Annotated in this window: 22 protein-coding genes; 13 read left to right on the top strand and 9 right to left on the bottom strand. The window is 57.8% G+C overall.

Features of this window, described 5'->3' with window-relative positions; all coding sequences use genetic code 11:
* The first annotated feature begins 105 nt into the window (after positions 1-105).
* Positions 106-1,164 (top strand): MBL fold metallo-hydrolase, encoded by a 1,059-nt coding sequence (locus LOY55_RS23390; RefSeq protein ID WP_258666924.1) that lies wholly within the window; start codon positions 106-108, stop codon positions 1,162-1,164.
* A 49-nt stretch (positions 1,165-1,213) separates the two neighbouring features.
* On the opposite strand, the gene LOY55_RS23385 is transcribed toward LOY55_RS23390, so the two are convergent.
* Together LOY55_RS23385 and LOY55_RS23380 are read right to left on the bottom strand one after the other, a co-directional pair.
* Complete coding sequence (locus LOY55_RS23385) at positions 1,214-1,531, bottom strand: XRE family transcriptional regulator (protein ID WP_258666922.1); 318 nt, start codon at positions 1,529-1,531, stop codon at positions 1,214-1,216.
* 93 nt (positions 1,532-1,624) lie between these two features.
* Positions 1,625-2,392, bottom strand: a complete 768-nt coding sequence (locus tag LOY55_RS23380; protein ID WP_258666920.1) for a helix-turn-helix domain-containing protein — start codon at positions 2,390-2,392, stop codon at positions 1,625-1,627.
* A gap of 112 nt (positions 2,393-2,504) precedes the next feature.
* Between LOY55_RS23380 and LOY55_RS23375 the strand changes: the two genes are divergently transcribed.
* Positions 2,505-3,320 carry a sulfite exporter TauE/SafE family protein gene (locus tag LOY55_RS23375; protein ID WP_258666918.1) on the top strand — a complete coding sequence of 272 codons (816 nt, stop codon included), beginning with the start codon at positions 2,505-2,507 and terminating at the stop codon, positions 3,318-3,320.
* Between the two features lie 6 nt (positions 3,321-3,326).
* Here the strand turns inward: LOY55_RS23375 and LOY55_RS23370 are convergent, their stop codons facing one another.
* Entirely contained in the window at positions 3,327-4,316 is a 990-nt protein-coding gene (locus LOY55_RS23370) for a hypothetical protein (protein ID WP_258666916.1), read from the bottom strand.
* A 186-nt stretch (positions 4,317-4,502) separates the two neighbouring features.
* Between LOY55_RS23370 and LOY55_RS23365 the strand changes: the two genes are divergently transcribed.
* Both LOY55_RS23365 and LOY55_RS23360 read left to right on the top strand, forming a co-directional pair.
* On the top strand, positions 4,503-4,808 hold the full coding sequence (locus LOY55_RS23365; protein WP_046033372.1) for an IS3 family transposase: 306 nt from the start codon (positions 4,503-4,505) through the stop codon (positions 4,806-4,808).
* Positions 4,805-5,641 carry an IS3 family transposase gene (locus LOY55_RS23360; RefSeq protein WP_223525384.1) on the top strand — a complete coding sequence of 279 codons (837 nt, stop codon included), beginning with the start codon at positions 4,805-4,807 and terminating at the stop codon, positions 5,639-5,641. Before LOY55_RS23365 ends, LOY55_RS23360 begins: the two co-directional genes overlap by 4 nt.
* Positions 5,642-5,898: 257 nt before the next feature.
* On the opposite strand, the gene LOY55_RS23355 is transcribed toward LOY55_RS23360, so the two are convergent.
* From LOY55_RS23355 to LOY55_RS23335, 5 genes are all read right to left on the bottom strand, one after another.
* Positions 5,899-6,615 (bottom strand): HNH endonuclease, encoded by a 717-nt coding sequence (locus tag LOY55_RS23355; protein WP_258666914.1) that lies wholly within the window; start codon positions 6,613-6,615, stop codon positions 5,899-5,901.
* Between the two features lie 113 nt (positions 6,616-6,728).
* Positions 6,729-7,262 carry a Bro-N domain-containing protein gene (locus LOY55_RS23350; protein ID WP_258668367.1) on the bottom strand — a complete coding sequence of 178 codons (534 nt, stop codon included), beginning with the start codon at positions 7,260-7,262 and terminating at the stop codon, positions 6,729-6,731.
* Between the two features lie 365 nt (positions 7,263-7,627).
* Entirely contained in the window at positions 7,628-8,878 is a 1,251-nt protein-coding gene (locus LOY55_RS23345; RefSeq protein ID WP_007943877.1) for a ribonucleotide-diphosphate reductase subunit beta, read from the bottom strand.
* Between the two features lie 516 nt (positions 8,879-9,394).
* A complete protein-coding gene (locus LOY55_RS23340; protein WP_223525645.1) occupies positions 9,395-9,709 on the bottom strand; it encodes a hypothetical protein in 315 nt (104 codons plus the stop codon).
* 191 nt (positions 9,710-9,900) lie between these two features.
* Positions 9,901-10,164, bottom strand: coding sequence for a DUF2790 domain-containing protein (locus tag LOY55_RS23335; protein ID WP_046031965.1), 264 nt, complete (start codon positions 10,162-10,164; stop codon positions 9,901-9,903).
* 562 nt (positions 10,165-10,726) lie between these two features.
* Between LOY55_RS23335 and acs the strand changes: the two genes are divergently transcribed.
* From acs to argR, 7 genes are all read left to right on the top strand, one after another.
* Positions 10,727-12,682 (top strand): acetate--CoA ligase, encoded by a 1,956-nt coding sequence (acs, locus tag LOY55_RS23330; RefSeq protein WP_109785133.1) that lies wholly within the window; start codon positions 10,727-10,729, stop codon positions 12,680-12,682.
* Between the two features lie 680 nt (positions 12,683-13,362).
* Positions 13,363-14,139 (top strand): ABC transporter substrate-binding protein, encoded by a 777-nt coding sequence (locus LOY55_RS23325; RefSeq protein ID WP_077431435.1) that lies wholly within the window; start codon positions 13,363-13,365, stop codon positions 14,137-14,139.
* A 91-nt stretch (positions 14,140-14,230) separates the two neighbouring features.
* Positions 14,231-14,920, top strand: coding sequence for an ABC transporter permease (locus LOY55_RS23320; RefSeq protein WP_077431437.1), 690 nt, complete (start codon positions 14,231-14,233; stop codon positions 14,918-14,920).
* Complete coding sequence (locus LOY55_RS23315) at positions 14,917-15,615, top strand: ABC transporter permease (RefSeq protein ID WP_258666910.1); 699 nt, start codon at positions 14,917-14,919, stop codon at positions 15,613-15,615. Before LOY55_RS23320 ends, LOY55_RS23315 begins: the two co-directional genes overlap by 4 nt.
* 1 nt (position 15,616) lies before the next feature.
* Positions 15,617-16,729 carry a succinylglutamate desuccinylase/aspartoacylase family protein gene (locus tag LOY55_RS23310; RefSeq protein ID WP_258666908.1) on the top strand — a complete coding sequence of 371 codons (1,113 nt, stop codon included), beginning with the start codon at positions 15,617-15,619 and terminating at the stop codon, positions 16,727-16,729.
* A gap of 27 nt (positions 16,730-16,756) precedes the next feature.
* The gene (locus LOY55_RS23305) at positions 16,757-17,521 is read left to right on the top strand and encodes an ABC transporter ATP-binding protein (RefSeq protein WP_046031526.1); all 765 of its coding nucleotides are present in this window, start codon (positions 16,757-16,759) and stop codon (positions 17,519-17,521) included.
* A gap of 246 nt (positions 17,522-17,767) precedes the next feature.
* A complete protein-coding gene (argR, locus tag LOY55_RS23300; RefSeq protein WP_109785135.1) occupies positions 17,768-18,748 on the top strand; it encodes a transcriptional regulator ArgR in 981 nt (326 codons plus the stop codon).
* 33 nt (positions 18,749-18,781) lie between these two features.
* Here argR and LOY55_RS23295 read toward each other — a convergent pair whose 3' ends face one another.
* Entirely contained in the window at positions 18,782-23,485 is a 4,704-nt protein-coding gene (locus LOY55_RS23295; RefSeq protein ID WP_258666906.1) for a dermonecrotic toxin domain-containing protein, read from the bottom strand.
* A gap of 286 nt (positions 23,486-23,771) precedes the next feature.
* On the opposite strand from LOY55_RS23295, the gene LOY55_RS23290 reads away from it, so the two are divergent.
* The gene (locus LOY55_RS23290) at positions 23,772-24,992 is read left to right on the top strand and encodes an aspartate aminotransferase family protein (RefSeq protein WP_046031529.1); all 1,221 of its coding nucleotides are present in this window, start codon (positions 23,772-23,774) and stop codon (positions 24,990-24,992) included.
* A 201-nt stretch (positions 24,993-25,193) separates the two neighbouring features.
* Positions 25,194-26,213: an arginine/ornithine succinyltransferase subunit alpha gene (gene aruF / locus LOY55_RS23285; protein ID WP_046031530.1), complete on the top strand. Its 1,020-nt coding sequence runs from the start codon at positions 25,194-25,196 to the stop codon at positions 26,211-26,213.
* The last annotated feature ends 41 nt before the right edge of the window (positions 26,214-26,254 follow it).

Below are 26,254 nucleotides of genomic sequence, written 5' to 3'. Positions count from 1 at the left end.
GTGCAGCGAAAAATAGAATGTCCGGCTGATGCGTGCGTGCTTTGGCCATTTATCGTCCCACCGTGAAGAACTGCAATCGTGCGGTTTTTCTGGAGTCACTCAGTCATGGCCACTTCAATTTCACCTGCGGACAATTCCGTAACACCTGAAGCTTCCCGTCAGGCGCAAGGGCTTTTCCGAAACCATGCACCCGTGCAACGCGAAGGCGTTCGCAAAATGCTGCGCATCATGTGGAACATGATCTTCCACAAACCGCGCAACACTCGCCCAACGGCTCCGGTGCCGGTACAAGCGCTGACCCAGGCAGCGTTGATGGCGGCACCCAACCACAGCGTTTACCGCCTCGGCCATTCAACGGTTCTGCTGAAACTGCGGGACAAATTCTGGATCACCGACCCGGTCTTCGCCGAGCGCGCCTCGCCGGTGCAATGGGCTGGCCCCAAGCGCTTCCATCAACCGCCGATCAGTCTGGACGAATTGCCGCCCATTGAAGCGGTGATCCTGTCCCACGATCATTACGACCACCTCGATTATCAGGCGGTGCTGAAACTGGCGGACAAGGCCAAGTATTTCCTCACACCGTTGGGCGTCGGCGACACCCTGATCAAATGGGGCATCGACGCCAGCAAAGTCCGCCAACTCGATTGGTGGCAGGGCACCGAAGTGGACGGAATCCAGTTTATCGCCACCCCGTCGCAACACTTTTCTGGCCGCGGACTGTTCGATGGCAACAGCACGCTCTGGGCGTCCTGGGTCATGATCGACGGCGACACGCGGATCTTCTTCAGCGGCGACAGCGGCTACTTCGACGGCTTCAAACGCATCGGCGAACAGCACGGCCCGTTCGACCTGACACTGATGGAAACCGGCGCCTACAACGTTGAATGGCCGCATGTGCACATGCAGCCAGAGCAAACCCTGCAAGCGCACATCGACCTCAAAGGACGCTGGTTATTGCCGATTCACAACGGCACTTTCGATCTGTCGATGCATGCCTGGTTCGAGCCCTTTGACCGGATTTTGGCGTTGGCCTGGGAGCGCAATGTGTCGATCACCACGCCGCAAATGGGCGAGGCGTTCAACGTGAAGTATCCGCAACGCGGGAGTGCGTGGTGGTTCGGGACGGAAAGTGAACGCGATCAGGTCACAGCGCAGAACGCTTGATCCTCTGCAGTCGGGCCGCTCGCTAATGAGCGGCCGGCTCACTGACACCTCACTCAACCATCGCATAATCCGCCCGCCCGACCGGGTTCGGCGTAGACCCTTTCACATTCATCCCTCGACCCGGCGCAAACCCTGGGAAAAACACCAACCCCTGCGCCTCAAAGCAATACGCCAACGCCAGCCGGGTAACGTCCAGCACATCGCGCCGGGCCTCAAACCGCTCGATGGCCTCAACCGAAACTGCGGATTCCCGAGCCAGCTCATCAAAACTCCACCCCAGCATTGCTCGGGCCTGGGCGCAGTGGGCCGGGGTGAATTGGAAGAGGGCGATACGTTCCAGGGTGATTTTCATCGCATGAGAGGCCATGGTGTTCTCCGGGCTCGAGAGTGCTGATTCAAAATGTACTGTGTTTTTGTACAGTTGTTTTGCGCCCGGATCAAACTCATTTTTCGATTTTTGCTATTTCGTGGCTTCCATCCAGACGGACGGTAGCTGCCCCAGCACACGACGAAACATGGTCGAGAACGCCGCCGGGCTGTCATAACCGAAATCCACAGCAATGCGCGTTACCGCCGTGCCCGATGCCAGCCGCGACAGGGCTAGCACCACGCAGGCACGCTGCCGCCATTGGCTGAAACTTAGATCGGTCTGTTGTCGAAACAATCGATTGAACGTCCGCAGGCTGATGTGCAATTGATCGGCCCATTGCTGCGGCGATTGGTGAGCATTCGGGTGTTGGAGAAACGCCTGGCACAACCCCAGCAACCGCGCATCGACGGGCAGCGGAATGTGCAACGGCAGGTGAGTGCTGCGCGCCAGTTCGTGCAGCAGCAAGTCGATCAGCGCACCGTCGCGCCCGGCCTCGTCATACGTCAGCGGGATCTCCACCGCTTCCATCAACAAATGCCGCATCAACGGCGACACGCTGATCACTTGGCAGCGATCGCCCAGATCAACCGCCGCCGGTTCGATATACGCACTGCGCGTACTCACCCCGAGCATCAGCACCTCATGCGCCATCCCCGGCGGAATCCACACCGCCCGCTGTGGCGGCACCACCCAATTGCCGTCATGCGTGCTGACCTGCATCACCCCGGTGGCGCCATACAACAACTGCGCCCGCCGGTGTGTATGACGAGGCAACACATGGCCGTGGGAATAATCCGTCCCGATCGCCACCACCGGGCGAGGCGTGTCATCCAGCAGATCAATCGAAACATTGCGCATCTAGCGATTTCCAGCAGTTGGCGTAAACGCGAACATTATTGGCTGACTTGCTGAAGCAGGCCAAGGCTCATCGCTCTATCGTCGACCGCTCCCCATCAACGGACGACGCGCAATGTTCTATCTCCTGCTGACACTCTTCGGCTGCATGACCGGCATCACGGCAGTGCTGTTCGGCTTCGGCGGCGGCTTCGTCGTTGTGCCATTGCTCTACCGCATACTCACCGCTAGCCACGGCGCCGACGACCCCGTCGGCCAATCGGCGATGCACATTGCCGTGGCGACTTCGACCTGCGTGATGATCGTCAACGCACTGATCGCCACCGGCAAACATCGGCGCGCCGGGAACCTCATTCGCCATTACCTGTGGCCATTGGGCGGGTTCATTGGTTTGGGCGCGGTAGTTGGAGCGGTTGCCGCGATGTGGGTCAGTGGCGAGGTGATTCGTTATGCGTTCATCGCGTATTTGGGCGTGACCATTGTGGATTGCCTGGTTAGACGCGGATTTCTTACACGCACCGATAACGCAATCCCACGACGATTGGGCAGGCCGGAAGTGTCTGGCGGTGGCGTAGGCATTGGCGCTATCGCGACGTTTCTCGGCGTGGGCGGCAGCGTCATGACCGTGCCGTTGTTGCGGCGTTGCGGGTTGAGCATGAGTCAGGCGACGTCCATGGCCAGTCCGTTGAGCCTGCCGGTCGCTATGGCCGGGACGGTGACTTACATGGCCATGGCGGGGTTCAGCGAGTTTGACCTGGGATCGTGGTTTATCGGCTATGTGGATCTGCTGGCGTTTGCGGTTTTGACGATGGGATCGTTGCTGGGGATTCGATTGGCCACACCCTGGATCGGGCGGATTCCGGATCGAATACATGCGCGGGTGTATGTGGGTTTGCTGGTGTTGGTGATGATCAGCATGTCTGTGAACTGAGCGCTGTTACTTATCCGCCAACCCCGGCTCTTCCCGAATAATGAAGTGATCCAGGTTCTCAATATCCGCACTGAACACCCCGAACGTCTGCTCGGGGTTTTTCTTGCTCGGCACCTGCTTCAACTCCGGCGTCACGCCATAAAAGAAGCAATACAAATCCTTCCCGCTCTCGATGGCGTGCTTGATCTCTTCCAGAAACGCTTTGCGCTTGCGGTAGTTGTCGATCAGCTTCTTGCTCAAGTACACATTGACCGAATAAGGCTTCTTCTTCGCCTCATCCGCCTGCTTGAACCAGACCTTCTGTTCGAAATCGATGCGAAAGCTCTGGGTGTAATCCTTGATCTCCTTGATCTTGCCCCAGTAAATCAGCCCCTTGTTGTCCTGCAAATACTCGATCTTCTTGAAGAACGACCCGTACGGCGCCGTGTGCTCGCCAATCTTCAGCGGCATGCGCTTGAGCAGCTCCTTGTCCTCGAAGTTCGACACAAAACACTCCACCGGGTGGGCGAAGACACTGGTCTTGTCCGGCGCCGTTTCGCGGGTCGGGTGCTCTGAGTGATTGTCCGCCGAAACGGTTTTCGGGATGTCTCGAACCTCATCCGCCGCCCCCGCCGGGTTCGACGGCTGACGCACATACTGACGTCGGGTCAGCAACAACTCCGACGGGAAATGCTCCTCGCGGCTGTCATCCGTTTCCGCACCGTCTGCGTCCACACCGGATGCTGAGGCTTTGAGACTGACATAAGGACAATCCGCCACATGCCGGGTGCTGGGGGTGTTTTTGAAGTGCGGGGTGCGGACGTAATTCACGTTTTTGGCGTTGAACGTGGTCAGCACGTTGGCCGGATCGAACGCCAAACGACAGGCATCGTTGGGGCATTGGAAGTGTTCTTTGGCGGAATCGAACTGCATGGTTTCGTCGAAATTCAGATCGCGCACGTCATAGATCGACAGCTTGTCGTCGAGGCTGAGGCAGTAGGCGAGGTCGAATTTCATGGTGGGCTTGGGTCCTTGAGAGGGAAGGGTATTAATAGCGGGAGGCGAGGCGCGTTGCACTGAGTGTTTTCAGCACACCGCAAACTCTACGGCAGCACACCAAACCTTGTAGGAGTGAGCCTGAACTGGCCTAATAATTTCGGACACCTCTTAAGGGCGATATGATTTCGCCAACTTGGAGGCTCCATGAACGAAAGAAAGGTCTATACGCGCGAGTTCAAGCTTCATGCTGCCAGCATGGTGCTTGATGATAACTGCCCGGTTTCAGATGTTTGTGCATCGCTGGATATCGGGCCCACCGCTTTACGGCGCTGGGTCGATCAGGTTCGTAAGGAACGTGAAGGGCAGCCAGTCAAAGGCACCAAGGCAATCACCGAAGATCAGCGCCAGATCCAGGAACTAAAAGCCAAGATCAAGCGCATGGAGATGGAAGCCGATATCCTAAAAAAGGCTACCGCTCTCTTGATGTCGGATCCCGATCGTTTTCGATGATCGCAGAGCTAAGAGAGTCATTCCCGACGGCTGTGGTGTGTCGTGTTTTCGGTGTGAAGCGCAGCAGCTTTTATGAGTGGATTCAGCGACGCGCCAAACCGAGGCGCAAACGCGAAGAGCTCAAGCTGAAAGTAGTTGAGCTGCACAGCGAAAGCCGCGAAGCCATGGGCTCCAGAATGATCAGTAAAGGCCTGAAATCCCAAAGCATTACAGCTGGAAGGAGTCTTGTCAGAGCGCTGATGAGAGAGGCCAATATCGTCAGTAAACAACGCCAGCCTCACCCTTTCAGATCCAAAGGAGTGGAAGCATTTGTCGCGCCCAATCGGCTCAAGCGCAACTTCAAACCGACTGCAATCGATCAGGTTTGGTGTGGCGACGTCACCAGTTTGATGGTGGGCAAACGTTGGGTTCATCTGGCCATCGTGATCGATCTGTATGCCCGAAGGGTTATTGGCTGGGCATTTTCTCTGGTCAATGACGCCAACTTGGTCAGCAAAGCGCTGCGTATGGCGACAGAGGTACGAACGTGTCCTCCTGGGCTGATGTTTCACTCAGATCAGGGATGTCAGTACACCAGTCGCAAGTTTCAAGAAGAGCTGCTGCAACACGACATTTTGCAAAGCATGAGTCATCGCGGGCAGTGCTGGGATAATGCGCCGACAGAACGCTTTTTCGGCACGCTCAAGTCAGAGTGGGTGCCTCGTGGCGGTTACAGCCTGATCGAGGAAGCCAAAACCGATATCGTGCGCTTCTTCATGTACTACAACCGCACCAGACTCCATAGCTATAACGACTACCTGTCGCCAATAGCCATGGAGCAAAAAGCGGCATAAACACCGTAATCGGTGTCCGAGATTACTTGACCAGTTCAGCCTGCTCGCGATTCTCGACACCAACTCGGTCTAAATGCCTCGCGCTGACTGAGTGGCAACACAACTTACTGTGGCGAGGGCGCTTGCTCCCGCTGGGCTGCGCAGCGGCCCCAATACCGGCAAGCGCGGTGCATAAGCCAGATCAAGTTATTCGCCTGACGACTGCTTCGCAATCGAACGAGAACAAACTCCCTCGCCACGGTTAACATTTGGCACAGCTACTCATCCTCTAGCCGATCCACCCTCTCATAAAGCGAAGCAGTGAACTCATCCCTATCGCTGGAATAGTGACAGCGACGATGACAGTTCGGGCACAGAGCGACAGCGTTGGTCACCAAATCCGCGCCCTCGTTGACCAGGTGTTTAACGTGGTGGACTTCGAGAAAGTGCAATCCATTTGGCAGCTTGAAAGGTGCGTCTTGACCGCAGCCTTCGCAAACCCCGTTGGCATTCTTAAGTACCCAGGCCTTGACCAACGGATCTCGTAAAAATGAAGAGGTCGTTCCGCTGACCCGTTGCGGCCTCTCGATACCACGAGGGATGCCTACCATCTCGCGCTGCTCAAGCTTCAGAACCTTGGCGTTTAACGCTTGATCATCCGCAGTAGGTACATAGTCGTCAGGGTCGAAAGCACCTTTTGCAATCATTGCTGCGCGTACGCGCTGCGCTACTCCCGCACCAAGATGTTTGGCTGGCAGGTATCCGATGATATACGGCAGGCACAAATCACTAAGCTCGGTGGAGATGTTACGCATTCGGAACTCGATTGAGCCTCTGCTGCGATTACTCAGCACACCCTCGCGTAATAGCCGATTCTCATGGGCCTTATTGAGCTTCTGGCCACCTTTCTCAATCGCCAACATCTTCAGGTAGCCATCGACCGCAGCTTCTAGCTCCTCATCGCTCCAGTCGTTTTTCTCTTTTTCAATGTCCATACAATCGCCGAGGGTTGAAAACCCTCGGACGATACTGAGTGGCCATCACAGCTGTCTACGAAAATTCCTACAGAAAATAGCGACTGATCCTGCGTGATCCTACAAACACATCTCTAACCCATTGAGTGTTTCGAAGGCTGGAACACCTGCGCAACCTTCCGCCACCAAGGCTTGGCCACCGTAGCCCGCTGTTGGGTCTGATCGTTTAACAGGTGGGGCATATCCCGAAGCCGAATCCAACCTTCATCCTGCCAGTGCAGCAAACTCAATGACATTTCCGGCCAATCCAACAAACTCAGCATCGGGCGATCTGAATGTCCCGAATGTTCTGCGTCGCGCAAGGCTGGCACCACCTGATGAGTCAACCACTCACGCAACAATCGATTCCCCGGAACGTAGTGATACACCAGCAGTGCATACACGCCGGATTCGCTGAGCATCAGTTGTTTGTCAGGTTGCCGGAAATACTCAATCCACAAAACGTGACGCTGATCCTTGTCGAGTTTGTTGACCATGCGTTCGCTCAGATGGATACCCATCAAGCGACCGATATCGCGAGCGCAAAACCAAGCCTGGTTTTCGAGTAGAAGGGCATGTAGGGCGAGGTTGTGACGAGAGAAGACTGTTATAGAAAAAGGATGGGACATATCCATGACCTCTACGTTTAGATTCTGGAGGGCCTGACCCCAACGTAGAGTGGATTTAAGAAATCCCAACGAACAAAGCCATCACATTCGAGCAACAAATCACCCAAAGGTGGATTGTGCGTCTGTGTGATTGGCCTGGCTTCTACGTTGGGCGTTTCTTAGGCACCTGCAATGGAGCTTAGAGATGCTTTGAGCAGGCATCAATACGGATACGGCTGTGAGTGCTGTAGGAGATTTAGCGTTGTCGCGTAGGGATGGAAAAGGACTAACCATCGCTCATAAAAAAGCCCCGATCAGATCGGGGCTTTTGCTTTTTCGATTTGTCGATTCAGACGGCAATCGTCAAATCGTGGCGAGCTCGGAAATCAATCCCAGCTAAGCGCCCCACCAGTCTGATACTCAATAACTCTCGTCTCAAAGAAATTCTTCTCTTTCTTCAAGTCCATAATCTCGCTCATCCAAGGGAACGGGTTAGTCGTCCCTGGATACTCTTCCTTCAACCCAATCTGCGACAGACGACGGTTAGCGATGAACTTCAGGTAGTCCTCCATCATCGCCGCATTCATGCCCAACACGCCACGAGGCATGGTATCCCGAGCGTATTCGATCTCCAGCTGAGTCCCCTGCAGAATCATCTGCGAAGCCTCTTCCTTCATCTCGGCATCCCACAGGTGCGGGTTTTCGATTTTGATCTGGTTGATCACGTCGATGCCGAAGTTCAGGTGCATGGATTCGTCGCGCAGGATGTACTGGAACTGCTCGGCGACGCCGGTCATTTTGTTGCGGCGGCCCATGGAGAGGATTTGGGTGAAGCCGCAGTAGAAGAAGATGCCTTCCAGAACGCAGTAGTAGGCGATCAGGTTGCGCAGCAGCTCTTTGTCGGTTTCGACGGTGCCGGTTTCGAACTTCGGATCGGAGATCGAGCGGGTGTATTTGAGGCCCCAGGTGGCTTTTTTCGCGACCGACGGGATCTCGTGGTACATGTTGAAGATCTCGCCTTCATCCATGGCCAGCGATTCGATGCAGTACTGGTAGGCGTGGGTGTGGATCGCCTCTTCGAAGGCCTGGCGCAGGATGTACTGGCGGCATTCCGGGTTGGTGATCAGGCGGTACACGGCCAGGACCAGGTTGTTGGCAACCAGGGAGTCGGCGGTGGAGAAGAAGCCGAGGTTGCGCATGACGATGCGGCGCTCGTCGTCGGTCAGGCCTTCCGGGTCTTTCCAGAGGGCGATGTCGGCGGTCATGTTGACTTCTTGCGGCATCCAGTGGTTTGCGCAACCGTCCAGGTACTTCTGCCAGGCCCAGTCGTACTTGAACGGTACGAGTTGGTTGAGGTCGGCGCGGCAGTTGATCATGCGCTTTTCGTCGACAGCGACGCGGGCGGAGGCGCCTTCGAGTTCGGCGAGGCCTTCGGCGACGTCGAGGGTGTCCAGGGCAGCTTTGGCACGGGCGATGGCGGCAGAGTCGTTCGCGGTAACGGCGCGAGCTTCTTGAGCGGCGACACCACCAGCGGTGTCGAGTCGGTCCATGTTGGCTTCGGTCGCGTGGCCGGCGTTAGCGCCTTTTACCACGGCTTCGCCGCTGTCTTCTTTGTCGAATTCGTCCCAGCTCAGCATGACGTGTCGTCTCCTGCGTGAGGGCCAGATGCCCGTGTGAAAACTGATAGGTTGGTTTTTCACACGGCCGTACTGGCCGCGTTGGATAGCGTTTTTTGCAGCGGTACACGCAGGCAAATAAACATAATTTTGTACGGGGTTCCGAGAGCCGCTGATGGCGCTGCAGTCGTTGGCGACGTCGCTTTGGGCTTCGGACTGGCTTTCATCCCTGTAAGGGAATATTACAGGCCCGTTTAAGGCGGCATTATAGGGAAATTTTTGCGGCCGTGGTGGGGCGAATCCGCGCATGGAGCGGTCGAGAAGGAGGGTTTTTCGGTCGGAGCGAGGGTTTATAGGGCTTTGGCTGGAGATCGCGGGTGCAGATTTTTTTTCATAAATTTTGATGAATTGATTTCTTGTTCAAAAAACAGCCAGAAAATCAGGTTTTTCACTACATGTTGTGTTTTGAGCCGGTTTCCGGTGGCTCCAGACACAACTATGCCCGACCGAAGTCGGGCTGTAAGTCACGCTCGATGATCAGCTCAGGCGAGCGGCACCGACGTGGTCTGCGCCATCAGCAGCAACCTTGGCAGCACCAGTGTGATCGAAGCCATCGGCGGCGAGTTTGGCAGCGCCAGTGTGATCAAAGCCGTCCGAAGCAAGTTTGCCGGCGCCAATGTGGTCTGCGCCATCAGCGGCGAAGGAGGCCGAGCCGGTGTGATCGTAACCATCAGCAGCGACAGCCGCTTCAGTGGTGTAAGAAGCCGAGCCGGTGCGGTCGTAGCCGTCGGCGGCAAAAGTGTTGGCGGCCAGGACGGACAGGGTCAGGGCGAAGATCAATTTGGTTTTCATGGTGGTGGCTCCAGGTTTGTGGACGTTTTGTGCCTTGGGTGTGGAATTCATACTACGCCAGCTATTTCGATTAAAAAGCGCAAATAAACGCTTAAAGCAATCGAACAAATCGATATTCAAGGTTCGGCGCTGCATTGGCCTGGAAGGGCGGGCGAATGGGTCGAACCTTGGGGGGAAGTGAGAGCCGGGAATTAGCCGTTAGAGCAGCCGTTGCCCATGATGCTGTAGCGCAAAATATGGCGTTGGCCCTTGGAGTCGTCGTATTCCATTTTCATCGGGACAACTTCACACACGTTTGGTACTTCGCTCATGGAGACAACTTTGGCGATGTCCAGGTGGGTGGAGTAAGTGTATTCCTCAACTACCGGTTGTTGCTGTGCGACATCAGTCGGGGCCTCGTCTGCCATGGCGGTTGCGCACAGGCTGCTGAGGACCAGAACTAATAAAGCTTTCATTTCGGATTTACCTTTTAGAGGTCGAATGGGGTCACGCAACCTTTGTGGGGTTGCGTGTGGAGCTTGGTTACCGGAGTGCTTGATTAACGGCCTTCGTGGGGGCTGCAACTTGGTTAATCAGATTGCCTTGTTGGCGTGGCAGATTTTAGGCGTGGGGGTTTCAATCATATAGCCGTGGTTTTGATAAACACTTTTGACAGATTTCGTAACAATCCACGTAAACAGCCCCGTCTATCCAGGACAACGCACGACGTGTAGCAGCTGGCGAAGCCTGCGTCCGGCTGCGCAGCAGTCGTATATCCGGCTAAACGCGGTCTGCCTGATACACCGCAATTGCTGATTTTACGACTGCTGCGCAGCCGGACGCAGGCTTCGCCAGCTGCTACAGACACGCATTGTGGCGGGGGGTTGAAACACCCTGAAAGAGGCGTGGTAGTTGGGGTTGCGGGCTATTCACGACATTTTGTAGGGGCTTGTTACTACCATCGTCGAATGGTTCTATAGGCCCGGCACGGCTAAAACGGTGCCATACAAAAACAACTATTCCACCGAGGTAAGAAAGATGAGTGCGGCTTCCCTGTATCCCGTTCGTCCCGAGGTTCTGGCTAATACGCTGACTGACGAGGCGACCTACAAGGCCATGTACCAGCAATCGGTCGTCAACCCGGACGGTTTCTGGCGTGAACAGGCCAAGCGCCTCGACTGGATCAAGCCTTTCACCACGGTGAAGCAGACCTCCTTCGACGATCACCATGTCGACATCAAATGGTTCGCCGACGGCACGCTGAACGTTTCCTACAACTGCCTCGACCGTCACCTGGCCGAGCGCGGTGATCAGATCGCGATCATTTGGGAAGGGGATGACCCTGCCGAAAGCCGCAACATCACTTACCGCGAACTGCACGAACAAGTCTGCAAGTTCGCCAACGCCCTGCGTGGTCAGGACGTACACCGCGGCGACGTGGTGACTATCTATATGCCGATGATCCCTGAAGCCGTGGTTGCCATGCTGGCCTGTACCCGGATCGGCGCGATTCACTCGGTGGTGTTCGGTGGTTTCTCACCGGAAGCCCTGGCCGGTCGCATCATCGACTGCAAATCCAAAGTGGTGATCACCGCTGACGAAGGCGTTCGTGCCGGCAAGAAAATCCCGCTCAAGGCCAACGTCGACGACGCGCTGACCAACCCGGAAACCAGCAGCATCCAGAAGGTCATCGTGTGCCAGCGCACCGGTGGCGAGATCAAGTGGAACCAGCATCGCGACATCTGGTACGAAGACCTGATGAAAGTGGCGGGCACCGTGTGCGCGCCTAAAGAGATGGGTGCCGAAGAAGCGCTGTTCATCCTTTACACCTCTGGCTCCACCGGCAAGCCGAAGGGCGTGCAGCACACCACCGGCGGTTATCTGCTGTATGCGGCCATGACCCATGAGCGTGTGTTCGACTATCGTCCGGGCGAAATCTTCTGGTGCACCGCCGACGTCGGCTGGGTCACGGGCCACAGTTACATCGTCTACGGCCCGCTGGCCAACGGCGCGACCACGTTGCTGTTCGAAGGCGTGCCGAACTACCCGGACATCACCCGTGTGGCGAAGATCGTCGACAAGCACAAGGTCAACATCCTCTACACCGCACCAACGGCGATCCGCGCGATGATGGCCTCGGGCACCGCCGCTGTTGAAGGCGCCGATGGCAGCAGCCTGCGTCTGCTGGGTTCGGTCGGCGAGCCGATCAACCCGGAAGCCTGGGACTGGTACTACAAGAACGTCGGCAAGTCCCGTTGCCCGATCGTCGATACCTGGTGGCAGACCGAAACCGGCGGCAACATGATGAGCCCGCTGCCGGGCGCTCACGGCCTCAAGCCGGGTTCGGCGGCACGTCCGTTCTTCGGTGTGGTGCCGGCCCTGGTGGATAACCTGGGCAACATCATCGACGGCGTTGCCGAGGGCAACCTGGTGATTCTCGATTCGTGGCCAGGCCAGGCACGTACGCTGTTTGGCGATCATGACCGTTTCGTCGACACTTACTTCAAGACCTTCCGCGGCATGTATTTCACCGGTGACGGTGCCCGTCGCGATGCCGATGGTTACTACTGGATCACCGGTCGCGTGGACGATGTGCTCAACGTGTCCGGGCACCGCATGGGCACCGCCGAAATCGAAAGTGCGATGGTTGCTCACCCGAAAGTCGCCGAAGCGGCGGTGGTCGGGGTGCCGCACGACATCAAGGGGCAGGGCATTTATGTCTACGTCACCCTGAACGGTGGCGAAGAGCCGAGCGAGCAACTGCGCCTGGAGCTGAAAAATTGGGTGCGTAAGGAGATTGGTCCGATCGCTTCGCCGGATGTGATTCAGTGGGCACCGGGGCTGCCGAAGACTCGTTCGGGCAAGATCATGCGCCGGATTCTGCGCAAGATTGCCACGGCCGAGTACGACGGGTTGGGGGATATCTCCACCCTGGCGGATCCGGGTGTGGTGCAGCATTTGATTGATACGCACAAGACCATGCACGTCGCGTAAGCGCCGGCGGTAGCGTCATCGAAGCCCCGCCAGGTGTTGAGCCTGGCGGGGCTTTTTTGTGCCGATCGTTCCCATGCTCCGCGTGGGAATGCCGCCCGGGACGCTCCGCGTTCCTTGAGGTGCGTGACGCAGAGCGTCACTGGATGCATTCCCACGCAGAGCGTAGGAACGATCAGCGCCACATAAACACCAGCCAATAATTATCGGCCTACCACGTCAGTCATTTCCCACTGTTACCCATCCCCCTTCAAGTAACTGAATGTGTAACCGCTCGCGCCAATTCGAGGCATAGGGAAACGCCAAGCCCCATTCCTGGACCTCTTTAGCCCCCCTGGAAAATAAGAACTAACGCCAAGCTTGCCGGATTAGAAGGGTTTGCCAATAATAGGCCCGCAATTTGCTACATAGATCGGTTCACTGTCTTTTGTTCTTGCATGATTTTGCAGGGCTGTCAACGCGCTCAGGCGGCTTTCTCGGTGCTTCTGTAATTAGTTGTCGCATTGAAGAAATATCGGCTTCGGGCCTGTCGTTAGAATGCCGGTCACTCGCTCGTCAGTGTCCGTGTTGAAAATCAACACGCGATTCCCAGGGCGCAGCAATCGCTTTTGTGGTTCTACTCACTCGCATATTGGGCTGTCGCTCACTCTGCCGTTTTTGCCCTTTACCGATGGAGTCCCAAGATGAAGAAACTCGTGCTGCTTGGCGCCCTGGCACTGTCCGTGCTGTCCCTGCCAACCTTCGCCGATGAAAAGCCTCTGAAAATTGGTATCGAAGCGGCTTACCCTCCGTTCGCTTCCAAAGCACCGGACGGCAGCATCGTTGGTTTCGACTACGACATCGGCAACGCCCTGTGCGAAGAGATGAAGGTCAAGTGCGTGTGGGTCGAGCAAGAGTTCGACGGTCTGATCCCGGCCCTCAAAGTGCGCAAGATCGACGCGATCCTGTCGTCCATGTCGATCACTGAAGACCGCAAGAAGTCTGTCGACTTCACCAACAAGTACTACAACACCCCGGCTCGCCTGGTCATGAAGGCCGGCACTCAAGTCAGCGACGGCCTGACTGAATTGAAGGGCAAGAACATTGGCGTGCAGCGTGGTTCGATCCACGAGCGTTTCGCCCGCGAAGTCCTGGCCCCGTTGGGTGCCGAGGTCAAGCCTTACGGTTCGCAGAACGAAATCTACCTCGACGTGGCCGCCGGTCGCCTCGACGGCACCGTGGCAGACGCTACGCTGCTGGATGACGGTTTCCTGAAAACCGACGCTGGCAAAGGCTTCGCCTTCGTTGGCCCGGCCTTCACCGACGTCAAATACTTCGGCGACGGCGTAGGTATCGCTGTTCGCAAGGACGACAAGGCTGATCTGGACAAGCTCAACGCTGCCATCGCTGCCATTCGTGAGAACGGCAAGTACAAGCAAATCCAGGACAAGTACTTCGCCTTCGATATCTACGGCAAGTAATACGTCCAAGCGACAAGTCCGAAATGGCGCAAGCAACAGGATCTCTGAGGTTTGCGCCATTTTTTCATCCCAACTTTCGAGGACCTGAATCATGTTGAAAGGCTACGGGGCTGTCATCCTCGATGGCGCATGGCTGACGCTTCAGCTCGCCTTGTCGTCCATGGCCCTGGCCATCGTTCTGGGTCTGATCGGCGTTGCGCTGCGTCTGTCGCCGGTTCGCTGGCTGGCCTGGCTGGGCGATCTGTACTCCACGGTGATCCGCGGTATTCCCGATCTGGTGTTGATCCTGCTGATTTTCTACGGCGGTCAGGACCTGCTCAACCGCGTCGCACCGCTGCTGGGCTTTAACGACTACATCGACCTGAACCCGTTGGCCGCCGGTATCGGCACCCTGGGTTTCATCTTCGGTGCGTACCTGTCGGAAACCTTCCGTGGCGCCTTCATGGCGATCCCGAAGGGGCAGGCAGAGGCTGGCATGGCGTACGGCATGAGCAGTTTTCAGGTGTTCTTCCGGGTATTGGTGCCACAGATGATTCGCCTGGCGATTCCGGGCTTTACCAATAACTGGCTGGTCTTGACCAAGGCCACCGCGCTGATTTCGGTGGTGGGCCTGCAAGACATGATGTTCAAGGCCAAGCAGGCGGCAGATGCCACCCGCGAGCCTTTCACCTTCTTCCTCGCAGTGGCGGCGATGTACCTGGTGATCACCAGCGTCTCGTTGCTGGCATTGCGTCACCTTGAGAAGCGCTACTCGGTAGGCGTAAGGGCGGCTGATCTATGATCTTCGACTACAACGTCATTTGGGAGGCCTTGCCGCTGTACCTCGGCGGCTTGGTGACTACCCTCAAATTGCTCGCGCTGTCGCTGTTTTTCGGCCTGCTGTGCGCCTTGCCGCTGGGCTTGATGCGCGTCTCGAAAAACGCCACCGTCAACATGAGCGCCTGGCTCTACACCTACGTGATCCGCGGCACGCCGATGCTGGTGCAGCTGTTTTTGATCTACTACGGGTTGGCGCAATTCGAAGCAGTCCGTGAGAGCTTCCTCTGGCCGTGGCTGTCCAGCGCAACGTTCTGTGCGTGCCTGGCCTTTGCCATCAACACCAGCGCCTACACCGCTGAAATCATCGCCGGCAGCCTGCGTGCTACGCCGAACGGCGAGATCGAAGCGGCCAAGGCCATGGGCATGTCGCGCTACAAAATGTACAAGCGAATCCTGTTGCCATCGGCCCTGCGCCGGGCGTTGCCGCAGTACAGCAACGAAGTGATCATGATGCTGCAGACCACCAGTCTGGCGTCCATCGTGACCCTGATCGACATCACCGGTGCCGCGCGCACGGTCAACGCCCAGTTCTACCTGCCGTTCGAAGCCTACATCACCGCCGGCGTGTTCTACCTGTGCCTGACCTTCATTCTGGTGAAGCTGTTCAAACTGGCCGAGCGCCGCTGGCTGGGCTACCTGGCCCCGCGGAAGCACTGATATGGAACGCATCGATCATGCATTGCCGTGGAGCCACCTGGGCAGCGAACGCCAGATTTCGGTGTTCCGCTTCGGCTGCGGCGAGCGCAAGGCCTACATTCAGGCCAGCCTGCACGCCGATGAACTGCCGGGGATGCGCACGGCCTGGGAGCTGAAAAAGCGCCTGACCGAACTCGAAGCCCAGGGCTTGCTCAACGGCGTGATCGAACTGGTGCCAGTGGCTAATCCGATGGGCCTCGGCCAATTGGTTCAAGGCAATCATCAAGGGCGTTTCGAAGCGGGCAGCGGCAAGAACTTCAACCGTGATTTCGTCGAGTTGAGTGCGCCGGTTGCGGCTGCGTTGGCTGGAAGTCTTGGTGATGATGCGCATGCCAACATTCGCTTGATCCGTCAGGCGATGGCTGATCATCTGGCCGTATTGCCAGAGGCGAGCAGCCAGTTGCAAGGCATGCAACGCATCTTGCTCAGCCACGCCTGCACGGCTGACGTGGTGCTGGATTTGCATTGCGATTCGGAAGCGGCGCTGCATATGTACGCGCTGCCACAACACTGGCCGCATTGGCGTTCGTTGGCCGCGCACCTGAATGTGCGGGTCGGCCTGCTGGCGGAAGATTCCGGTGGCAGTTCGTTCGACGAAGCCTGCTCGCTGCCATGGTTGCGTTTGTCGCGCCTGTTCCCGGAGGCGCAGATTCCACTGGCGTGTCTGGCGACTACCATTGAATTAGGTGGTCAGGCTGATACCGGTCGCGCTGAGTCTGAGGCTCACGCTGAAGGCATTCTGGCGTTCCTCGCCGAACAGGGCTTGATCAGCGGTGAATGGCCGAAACCTGCGCAAGAGCCTTGCGAAGGCATGCCGTTCGAAGGCACTGAATTGTTGTTTGCACCGCACCCTGGTGTGGTGAGTTTTCTGCGTAAACCCGGTGAGTGGATCGAAACCGGTGACGAGATTTTTGAAGTGATCGATCCGTTGTCGGATCGGGTCAGCACGGTGTGTGCTGGTACGTCCGGGGTGCTGTTTGCCATTGAACGGCTGCGTTATGCCCAACCCGGTTTCTGGCTGGCCAAGGTGGCGGGGCGCGAAGCGCTGCGTCACGGGCGCTTGCTCAACGACTGACTGACTGTTTTTGTGAGAACCGACCGCATGTACAAACTTGAAGTCCAAGACCTGCATAAACGCTATGGCAGTCACGAAGTGCTCAAGGGCGTGTCCCTGAAAGCGGCGGCTGGCGATGTGATCAGCATCATCGGCTCCAGTGGCTCCGGCAAAAGTACCTTCCTGCGCTGCATCAACCTGCTGGAGCAGCCGCACGCGGGCAGGATTCTGCTCAACAACGAAGAGCTGAAACTGGTCGCCAACAAGGACGGCGCGCTGAAAGCGGCCGACCCGAAACAGCTGCAACGCATGCGTTCGCGCCTGTCGATGGTGTTCCAGCATTTCAACTTGTGGTCGCACATGACCGCGCTGGAAAACATCATGGAAGCGCCAGTTCACGTGCTGGGCATGTCCAAGGCCGAAGCCCGCGAAAAAGCCGAGCACTACCTGAACAAGGTGGGCGTGGGTCATCGCAAGGACGCTTACCCGGGCCACATGTCCGGCGGCGAACAGCAACGCGTGGCGATTGCCCGTGCGCTGGCGATGGAACCTGAGGTGATGCTGTTTGACGAACCGACCTCGGCACTCGACCCGGAGCTGGTCGGCGACGTGCTGAAAGTCATGCAGGCCCTGGCCCAGGAAGGCCGGACCATGGTGGTGGTGACGCACGAAATGGGCTTTGCCCGTGAAGTGTCGAACCAACTGGTGTTCCTGCACAAAGGTGTCGTTGAAGAAAGTGGCAATCCGCGTGAGGTGCTGGTCAATCCCCAGTCCGAACGTCTGCAACAATTCCTCTCGGGCAGCTTGAAGTAATCAGGGCTGCCGTTGTGCACCGCGATAGTGCATGCTTCGCAGTCTGAAAGCTGGCCCCGATTTACTGTGGGAGCTGGCTTGCCTGCGATGGCGGTGGGCCAGTTGGCATCTTTGGCACTGATACACCGCTATCGCAGGCAAGCCAGCTCCCACATTTGATCTTTGCTGGCTTTGAGATTTGTGTTCATTTCCGGGCTAGCATTGGCCCATGCCTTCATCACCGTTCTTCGTTTCGGATTGCCCGCCATGACTGCCCATCGAATTGGTTTCCTGATTTGGCCCAGCACTAAAGCCCTGACGCTTGCGCTGGCTGAGGAGGCCTTGCGTGTTGCCCAGCGTGTGCACCCGGACGTGGTTTACGAACTGTCGTTTTTGCAGGCTGAACCGCCGACCGAAGGCGCCTGGCAATTGCCGGGTGAGCCCTGGGCCGGCAAGCTCGAAAACTTCCAGAAGCTGTTTCTACTCGCCGATGAGCCGCCGACTGCACTTGCGCCGGCGCTCAGCAGTGCGTTGAAACAGCTGGTGCGGGCCGGTTGCGTGATTGGCGGTTTGTCGGCCGGTGTTTACCCGTTGGCGCAATTGGGTTTGCTCGACGGCTATCGTGCTGCCGTGCATTGGCGCTGGCAGGACGATTTCGCCGAACGTTTTCCGAAAGTCATCGCCACCAGCCACCTGTTCGATTGGGATCGCGATCGTCTGACCGCGTGCGGCGGCCTGTCGGTACTCGACCTGTTGCTGGCCGTGCTGGCCCGTGATCACGGCGCCGAACTGGCGGGTGCCGTGTCGGAAGAACTGGTGGTCGAGCGCATTCGCGAAGGCGGCGAGCGTCAACGCATTCCTTTGCAAAACCGTCTCGGCTCCAGCCATCCGAAGCTCACCCAAGCGGTGTTGCTGATGGAGGCCAACATCGAAGAGCCGTTGACCACCGACGAAATCGCCCAGCACGTGTGCGTGTCCCGTCGACAGTTGGAGCGCATCTTCAAGCAGTACCTCAACCGTGTGCCGAGCCAGTATTACCTGGAGTTGCGCTTGAACAAGGCGCGGCAGATGTTGATGCAAACCAGCAAGTCGATCATCCAGATCGGCCTGTCGTGTGGCTTTTCCTCGGGGCCGCATTTCTCTAGCGCCTACCGCAACTTCTTTGGTGCCACGCCGCGCGAAGATCGCAACCAGCGGCGTAGCAGCAGTCCGTTCGAATTGTCGTCAGTGCCGTCCGAGCGCGGCTGACAGTGCGCGCCGCGCCCGGACATGCAGGCTGCTTTACTCGTCTACTTCGGAACCACCAGACGTCGATATCTCCATCTGGCCTTGGTTGATGACATCTTCCACACCGAAATCCACTCCAGTGCGCTCGAAGTAACTGACCAGCCGTGACAGGCTCTCCACGGAAAACCGGTTGCCTCTGAAATTGATGTTCTCTGCGATTTTCAGTGGCAACTCCAGAATTTCGCTGGGCACTTCGGTGATTGCGTTTGCGCTCAGGTCTGCCCATTCCAGTTCACTCATTTGCATCAGCCCGTGCGGTAGTTCGGTGATGCCGGTGTCATTGAGCAGGATGGTCTCCAGGCTGCTCATTTGGCTCAGGTCGGGTGCTTGCTCCAGCCTGTTGTAGCCCAGGTCCAGATACTCCAATTGTTCCATTGCCGCCAATGCACTGACTGAATCAGTGGTCAAGCGGACGCGGCAATGTGGCAGCGATAACGACCGGAGTTGACCCATCTTGAACACGGCTTCCGGTATTTCTCCGAGATTGCAGTAGCGCAATCTGAGGTTTTTGAGCTTGGGGAAAGACTCCAGGAAGCGCCCGATGCGCGTTACGCCATCGGCACTCTGCAGTTCCACCGACGAAACATGATCAAAGTTGGCGCTCAGGGTTGGCAGTTCTCCATGGACAGGCGATCGGATGACCAGCTCGTAGCCGGGTTCAAGTGACGAATCAAACTCATCCAGTTCCGTTTCCTTGCGCCAGCACTGCTCCAGTAGGTGCTTGAGTTCGTCGCGGCTTGAATGTTCGAAAAACTCTTGCAATGCGGTGAAGGGTTCACCTGTCAGGGGGTGATAGGGTGGCAAGTTGGCGGTCCAGGTGGACAGATCGACTTGGAGCTGACTCAGTTCCTGCTCAAGACGGGTCAATTCGATCCGGCCGTCTTCCAGCGTACCGGGCAAGTCATACACAAATTCGCTCGCCTGCTCGACCTCCATGCCCGGATACAGCGCTCTGACGCGGACAATATCTGCCTCAGGGGCGTAGGCACCCAAATCAAAGGAAGTGCTGAAGTATTGCTGTTTGATCAGCTGTCGCGCGGCGTTGGACAGGGGATTGTGTGTGAGATAAACGCCTTGTTTTTCATACACCGCACTGTCGAACAATTCAGTGGGTAGATCAGTGATTTTATTGTCCAGCAACATCAGCGATTCAAGGTGCGGGCTTCGGAACGCGCCGCGAGGGAATTTGGACAGGCCCGTGTCACTCAGGTCCACCTGGACCAGATCGGGCATCGATTCGAGGCTCGGGACTCCATCAATCGAATTGCGATAGAGGTCCAGTGAAGTCAGTTTGTTCAGCGATTGCAGCTTCGACCAATTGGCGGCGTCAAAGTTGATCCCGCAGTCGCTCAGCACCAACGCGTCGAGGCTGGTCATCCGGGGGATGGCGTCGGGCAGTGTGCTCAGATGGAAGCGGCGCAGTTCGAGACGGCGCAGCCCTTTGAAGTGTTCTAAAAAAGCCGGGATGCCCTGGGGGGCGAAATGACCCTCGAGCGACAGTGTGGACACGTGGTTGAAATCGGCATTCAGGGTCGGCAGATCGCCCGGGACCGGATCCACAAAGGTGAGCACATAGCGCTCGACGCCATCCTCGGAGTCCAATTCCCGATCAGTTTGCCGGCACCACGCTCGCTGGATTTCCCGGGCCAGCAACTTGCGATTACGCTGGGCGATCTGGCGATCCAAATCGTTCAGCGCGAGCCCTGTTTCGGCGTCGGTGGTGGGCGCGTCGAGTACCCAGCCATTCAAATCTTGACGAAGCCGGGCCAATTCGCTGGCCAGGCGCGAAAGTTCGAAGCGAGCGCCATCAGGGTGACGTTGTAACCTCAGAACCATGGACCGGAGCTCTTCCTCGTTGAGCGAGGGATAAACCTCACGAACCCGGTCGTCGAGCGTTGGCGCCATGCCGACGCGGCGGGTGTAACCCTCGGTGCCGCCGGGCAGGCGCATGGTGGTGGGGTCGTAAAAGGGTTTTCGATGAGGGTTTTTCGCAAACAGAGTGCGCAGGCCCGGTTGTTCCAGTGCGTGTTCTGCAAGGCGCTGTTTGAATCTACGGCTGCCCCCCATCGCGGCGCGCTCTGCGTCTGGCAGTGCCTGAAGCAGGGTGTGGTAAAAGTCGCCGGGAGTGGCATCGTTATCGTGAAGTCGATAGCTACCGTCTACGGTGCGCACCAGTGTTTTGAGGTTTGGAGCGTCGACGCGGCCCATGCTGTCGCGCAGGGCGCCCTCCTGTGAAAAATCCCTGACTTCAAGGCGCAGGTCAGTGGGCCAGTCGGGCAGTGTGTTCAGGCTGTGCAGCGCCAATTGATGAGTGTCTGCGGTTTCCAGTGCGTCACGAAAAAGTCCTTCGTAAGCCCGGGTAATACGCACCGCCTCCATGGCTTTCAGTGCGACGTCCTTCAGGCGTTGAGGCACTGTTCCGTTATGCAGTTGCGTCAGCTCGGTGCCCGATGCGTTGCTGGCCAGTTCTTGTGCGATGTCTGTCGGCAGCCCTTGGGTGTTGGCCTGAAGTACTTGAACTGGCCGATCCGTGGTTTTCTCCAGCGCCCGATAGCGTGATTCGAATAGCGATTTGCGTTGGCTGAGCGCCCGATCGTAATCGGGGTGTTCGGTGTGGTTCTGGTCAATCAGGTTTTGAATGTCACGATCGATTTTGAAGCGCTTGATCGTGTCGGTCAGAAGTGAGGGCGGGCGATGGTTCTCGACATGAATCTCCCGTAGCACATTGTCGTGATAGCCACTGATGCGCAGGATCGCTTCGCGTTCGGTGCGGCTGAAGGATTCGACGCTATGCCCGAGGCGATGCATTACGGTATCGCGGTCCCAGCTCAGCGGCTGTTCCAGCTCGGTCGTCCAGGCACCGTGGCCGTTGTGGCGCAAGGTGGGCTGATAGGCGTCGACCCGGTCGGGATGCTCGATCTTGAACGTACCTGTCCTGGCATTCGATTGCACGGCGTACAGCTTTTCCTCGAGGGGCAGCAGCGTCTTGTTCTCGTGTCGGTACAGGCCAAGGTCATCGGGTTGCAAGCCAGCGGGCAAGTCGATGGTTTGTTCGTAGCGGGTGAGGTCCGGATTCCAGTAACGGGTTTTTCCGTCCGGGCCCGGCACCGGCTTGAGCGGCTCGATCAGCGCCACTGATTCAGGGGAAAGCAGGCGCTGGAAGGTGCGGGCGGCAATGGCGCTGCCGATCACAAATGTTCCCGTTTGAACCACGGTTTCGACGACGCTCAACAGTTGCCTGAACGCTTCTGTTTTTTGGTCTTCGGCCCAGTCCACGATACCTTCGAAGGTTTCGTCGAGGACCTGATAGGCCATGTAGGCCAGCATCAATTCGCCGAGGAAGGGCACGAACGGCAAGGCGACGAACGTTGCGACTTCCAGGACCGCCGAGGCCACTTTGCTGAAGGCGTCCCACTGTGCCCAGCGTGCGTTCTGGTCGGCGCGAGCGGTGGAGACGGCAACGGTGCTTGCATCATTGAGGATCTTGTTCAGCTGCCGCTGATAGAGGTGGTTCCACAGTCCCGCCCTGAACGGGGTCATCGAAAACCGTAGATTGGGATGATCGATCGGGGTTTCCCGCCAGCTCGGCAGTGGGTCACCACGGGTATGCCGATGCCAGGTGACGGCCTGCAGGCGACGATTGAGATCAGCAAAGAAATAGCCCCGTTCGTGGTGATCGACGAATCGACTGAAAAACGCTTGATAAGCGGGTGAGCGCAGCTTGTGGGTCAGTTCATTCATGAACGCCACGGTGTCGGGGTATTGCTTGAGCGGATGCTCCGGATCATCGGGGATGTAGGCGATGATCCGGGTGGCCTTGGTTGTGTGGCTCGATTTGGCGCTGAACACGATGATGCCGGTCAGCGATGACGACATCATTCTCAGGTCGTGACAGTGCAGGGGATAACCGTCCAGTGGCATGGGCGCGCGCCCCTCGAGCAATCGCTCGATTGCGTTATAGGCATCGTCCTCGATATCCCGGCGGGCATGAGCCAGCTTCAGCGCAGAGCGAAGTGCTGCCTGGTTTGTTTGGCCGACCTTCGATTTCAAAACAGCCCCGGCTACCCGGTTGGTCAGCCCCAGATTGTCTTTGAGATAGGCGTTGTATTGGCCGCCGATATCCAGTTCGCGGCACAGCTGGGTGAAGGCCTGGATCGTGAGTTTGCGAGAGACCTCGGGCAACGTATCGAACTGCCCTGTGGGCGACGGTGCGCTGATGAAGGTGGAGTCAGCCTCATAAGCGCCGGCCTCGGCCTCTGATGGCTGAAAGTTGTGCAGCGCCGCGTCGAGCATCGACACCGTCCAGGTGCGGGCGGCACCGGTCTTGATCGCAAACCAGGGTGTGGTCAGCGGGATGTACAGACGCAGGAAGGTGGTTTTGACATCCAGCTCCAGGTCGAAGCGGGTTTTCAGCGCTGAGGCCAGAATCGGCTCTGCGTAATCCTGAGCGTTTTGCACCTTCGCCAACATCGATCCCAACCGGTTTCGTTCGGTCCAGTGCGTCTGGCTTGAGCTTTTCAGCACCAGGTGTTGCAGACGCGAAGCGGTGCGATGCCAGGGAGGCGCTACAAGGCTGGCGCTCTTCAGCGCGCCGCGCGTTTCGGTCGATGCCTCTAATAGCCATGCGGGCAGGTTTTGGTAAACGTGATGAAAGTGAGAGTCCGGTTGCGAGGCGGGCTCAAAATCGTCTTGATTCATGCGCTATTCCTTTAGCGTTTGGATTAGCCGCCAGCAAAACAGATGATGATGAGTGGCGTGCGGTACATATTTACCGCACCGTTCATCAGGCCTGCCTATAACCTGCGCCGGCAGTTTAAACTGCGCCTTTGCGACGCTATATGTCGCATTGCCGTAAACCCGGCTGAATCCGGGGTTTGCGCTATAAGAAGTTGTCGCTTGGCGGCAAGGCCGGGCTGAAAACTGTCCTTACAATCCCCTCATCGCTCGCCAGTTTCAGGCGAGTGTTCCTCTTCAGGAGACTCCGATGTCCGTTGAGCACGCTGCGGTACAACGCGCCGATTTCGACCAGGTAATGGTTCCCAACTACGCGCCTGCCGCTTTCATCCCCGTGCGTGGTGCCGGTTCCCGCGTCTGGGACCAGTCTGGCCGCGAGCTGATCGACTTCGCCGGCGGAATTGCCGTTAACGTATTGGGCCACGCACACCCTGCGCTGGTCGGTGCCTTGACCGAGCAGGCGAACAAGCTGTGGCACGTGTCCAACGTGTTCACCAATGAGCCGGCCCTGCGCCTGGCGCATAAGCTGATCGACGCTACCTTTGCTGAGCGCGTGTTCTTCTGTAACTCCGGCGCCGAAGCCAACGAGGCCGCTTTCAAGCTGGCCCGTCGGGTCGCCTTCGATCGCTACGGCAGCGAGAAGTACGAAATCATCGCCGCGCTGAACAGTTTCCACGGCCGTACCCTGTTCACTGTGAACGTCGGTGGCCAGTCGAAGTACTCCGACGGCTTCGGTCCGAAAATCACCGGCATCACCCACGTGCCTTACAACGATCTGGCGGCTTTGAAAGCGGCCATTTCCGACAAGACCTGCGCCGTTGTGCTGGAACCGATCCAGGGTGAGGGCGGCGTATTGCCGGCCGAACTGGCTTACCTGCAAGGCGCCCGCGAACTGTGCACCGAGCACAATGCGCTGCTGGTGTTCGACGAAGTGCAAACCGGTATGGGCCGCAGCGGCAAGCTGTTCGCCTACCAGCACTACGGCGTGACCCCGGACATCCTGACCAGTGCCAAGAGCCTGGGCGGCGGTTTCCCGATCGCAGCCATGCTGACCACCGAAGACCTGGCCAAACACCTGGTCGTCGGCACCCACGGCACCACCTATGGCGGTAACCCGCTGGCGTGTGCGGTTGCTGAAGCGGTGATCGACGTGATCAACACGCCTGAAGTGCTGGCCGGCGTCAACGCCAAGCACGACAAGTTCAAGGCACGCCTGGAGCAGATTGGCGAGAAGTACGGCCTGTTCACTCAGGTCCGTGGCCTGGGTCTGCTGATCGGTTGCGTGCTGAGCGATGCCTGGAAGGGCAAGGCCAAGGACATCTTCAACGCCGCCGAGCGTGAAGGCCTGATGATTCTGCAAGCCGGCCCGGACGTGATTCGTTTCGCCCCGAGCCTGGTGGTTGAAGACGCCGATATCGATGCCGGCCTGGACCGCTTCGAACGTGCTGCTGCGAAGTTGACTCAAGCCTGATAGACCCTTCGACGCCTGACTATTCAGGCGTCGAATCAATTTTTTGTGCCGGGCTTAGTAAGTGTGGGAGCGGGCTTGCCCGCGATGAGGGCCTGACAGCCGACTTCATTGTTATCTGACAGGACGCTATCGCGGGCAAGCCCGCTCCCACATGAGCCGGGCATTTTACTTATGAAAGTTTTTAGAGAAAGGAGTGACACCATGCTGGTGATGCGCCCCGCGCAAATGGCTGATCTGGGCGAGGTACAGCGTCTGGCTGCGGATAGCCCGATTGGTGTCACTTCCTTGCCGGATGACGTTGAACGCCTGAGCGACAAGATCGCGGCAAGCGAAGCCTCGTTTTCTGCCGAAGTCAGCTTCAACGGTGAAGAGAGCTATTTCTTCGTCCTCGAAGACACCGCCACCGGCAAACTGGTCGGTTGTTCGGCCATCGTTGCTTCGGCGGGTTATTCCGAGCCGTTCTACAGCTTCCGTAATGAAACCTTCGTGCACGCTTCCCGCGAGCTGAAGATTCATAACAAGATCCACGTGCTCTCCCAATGCCACGACCTGACCGGCAACAGTTTGCTGACCAGTTTCTACGTACAGCGCGAGCTGGTGGGGTCGCCTTGGGCCGAACTCAATTCCCGTGGCCGCCTGCTGTTCGTGGCCAGCCATCCGGAGCGCTTCGCCGACTCCGTGGTGACCGAGATCGTTGGCTACAGCGATGAAAACGGTGACTCGCCATTCTGGGATGCCATCGGCCGTAACTTCTTCGACCTCAACTACGCTGAAGCCGAGCGCCTGTGTGGCCTCAAGAGCCGTACGTTCCTGGCCGAGCTGATGCCGCATTACCCGATCTATGTGCCGCTGCTGCCGGACTCCGCTCAAGAGGCGATGGGCCAGGTGCACCCACGGGCGCAGATCACTTTCGACATCCTGATGCGCGAAGGTTTCGAGACTGATCACTACATCGATATTTTCGACGGCGGCCCGACCTTGCACGCCCGTGTGACGGGGATCCGTTCGATCGCCCAGAGCCGCGTCGTGCCGGTGAAAATCGGCGAGCCGGTCAAAGGTGCCGGTCGTCAGTATCTGGTGGCCAATGCCCAATTGCAGGATTACCGCGCCGTGTTGCTTGAGCTCGATTACGCGCCCGGCAAACCGGTAACCCTGGACCTGGAAGCGGCCGAAGCCCTGGGAGTCGGCGAAGGTGCCAGCGTGCGCCTGGTGGCGGTTTAACGCCGGCTTTGATTTCCAGAAAGAAATGCCTGGAAAGCAGC

Origin of the sequence: Pseudomonas sp. B21-040, assembly GCF_024748695.1 — a bacterium.
In the GTDB taxonomy this organism is placed as follows: Bacteria; Pseudomonadota; Gammaproteobacteria; order Pseudomonadales; family Pseudomonadaceae; genus Aquipseudomonas.
Note: the sequence above shows the minus strand (reverse complement) of the source record. Positions and strands in the feature narration are given on the sequence as shown.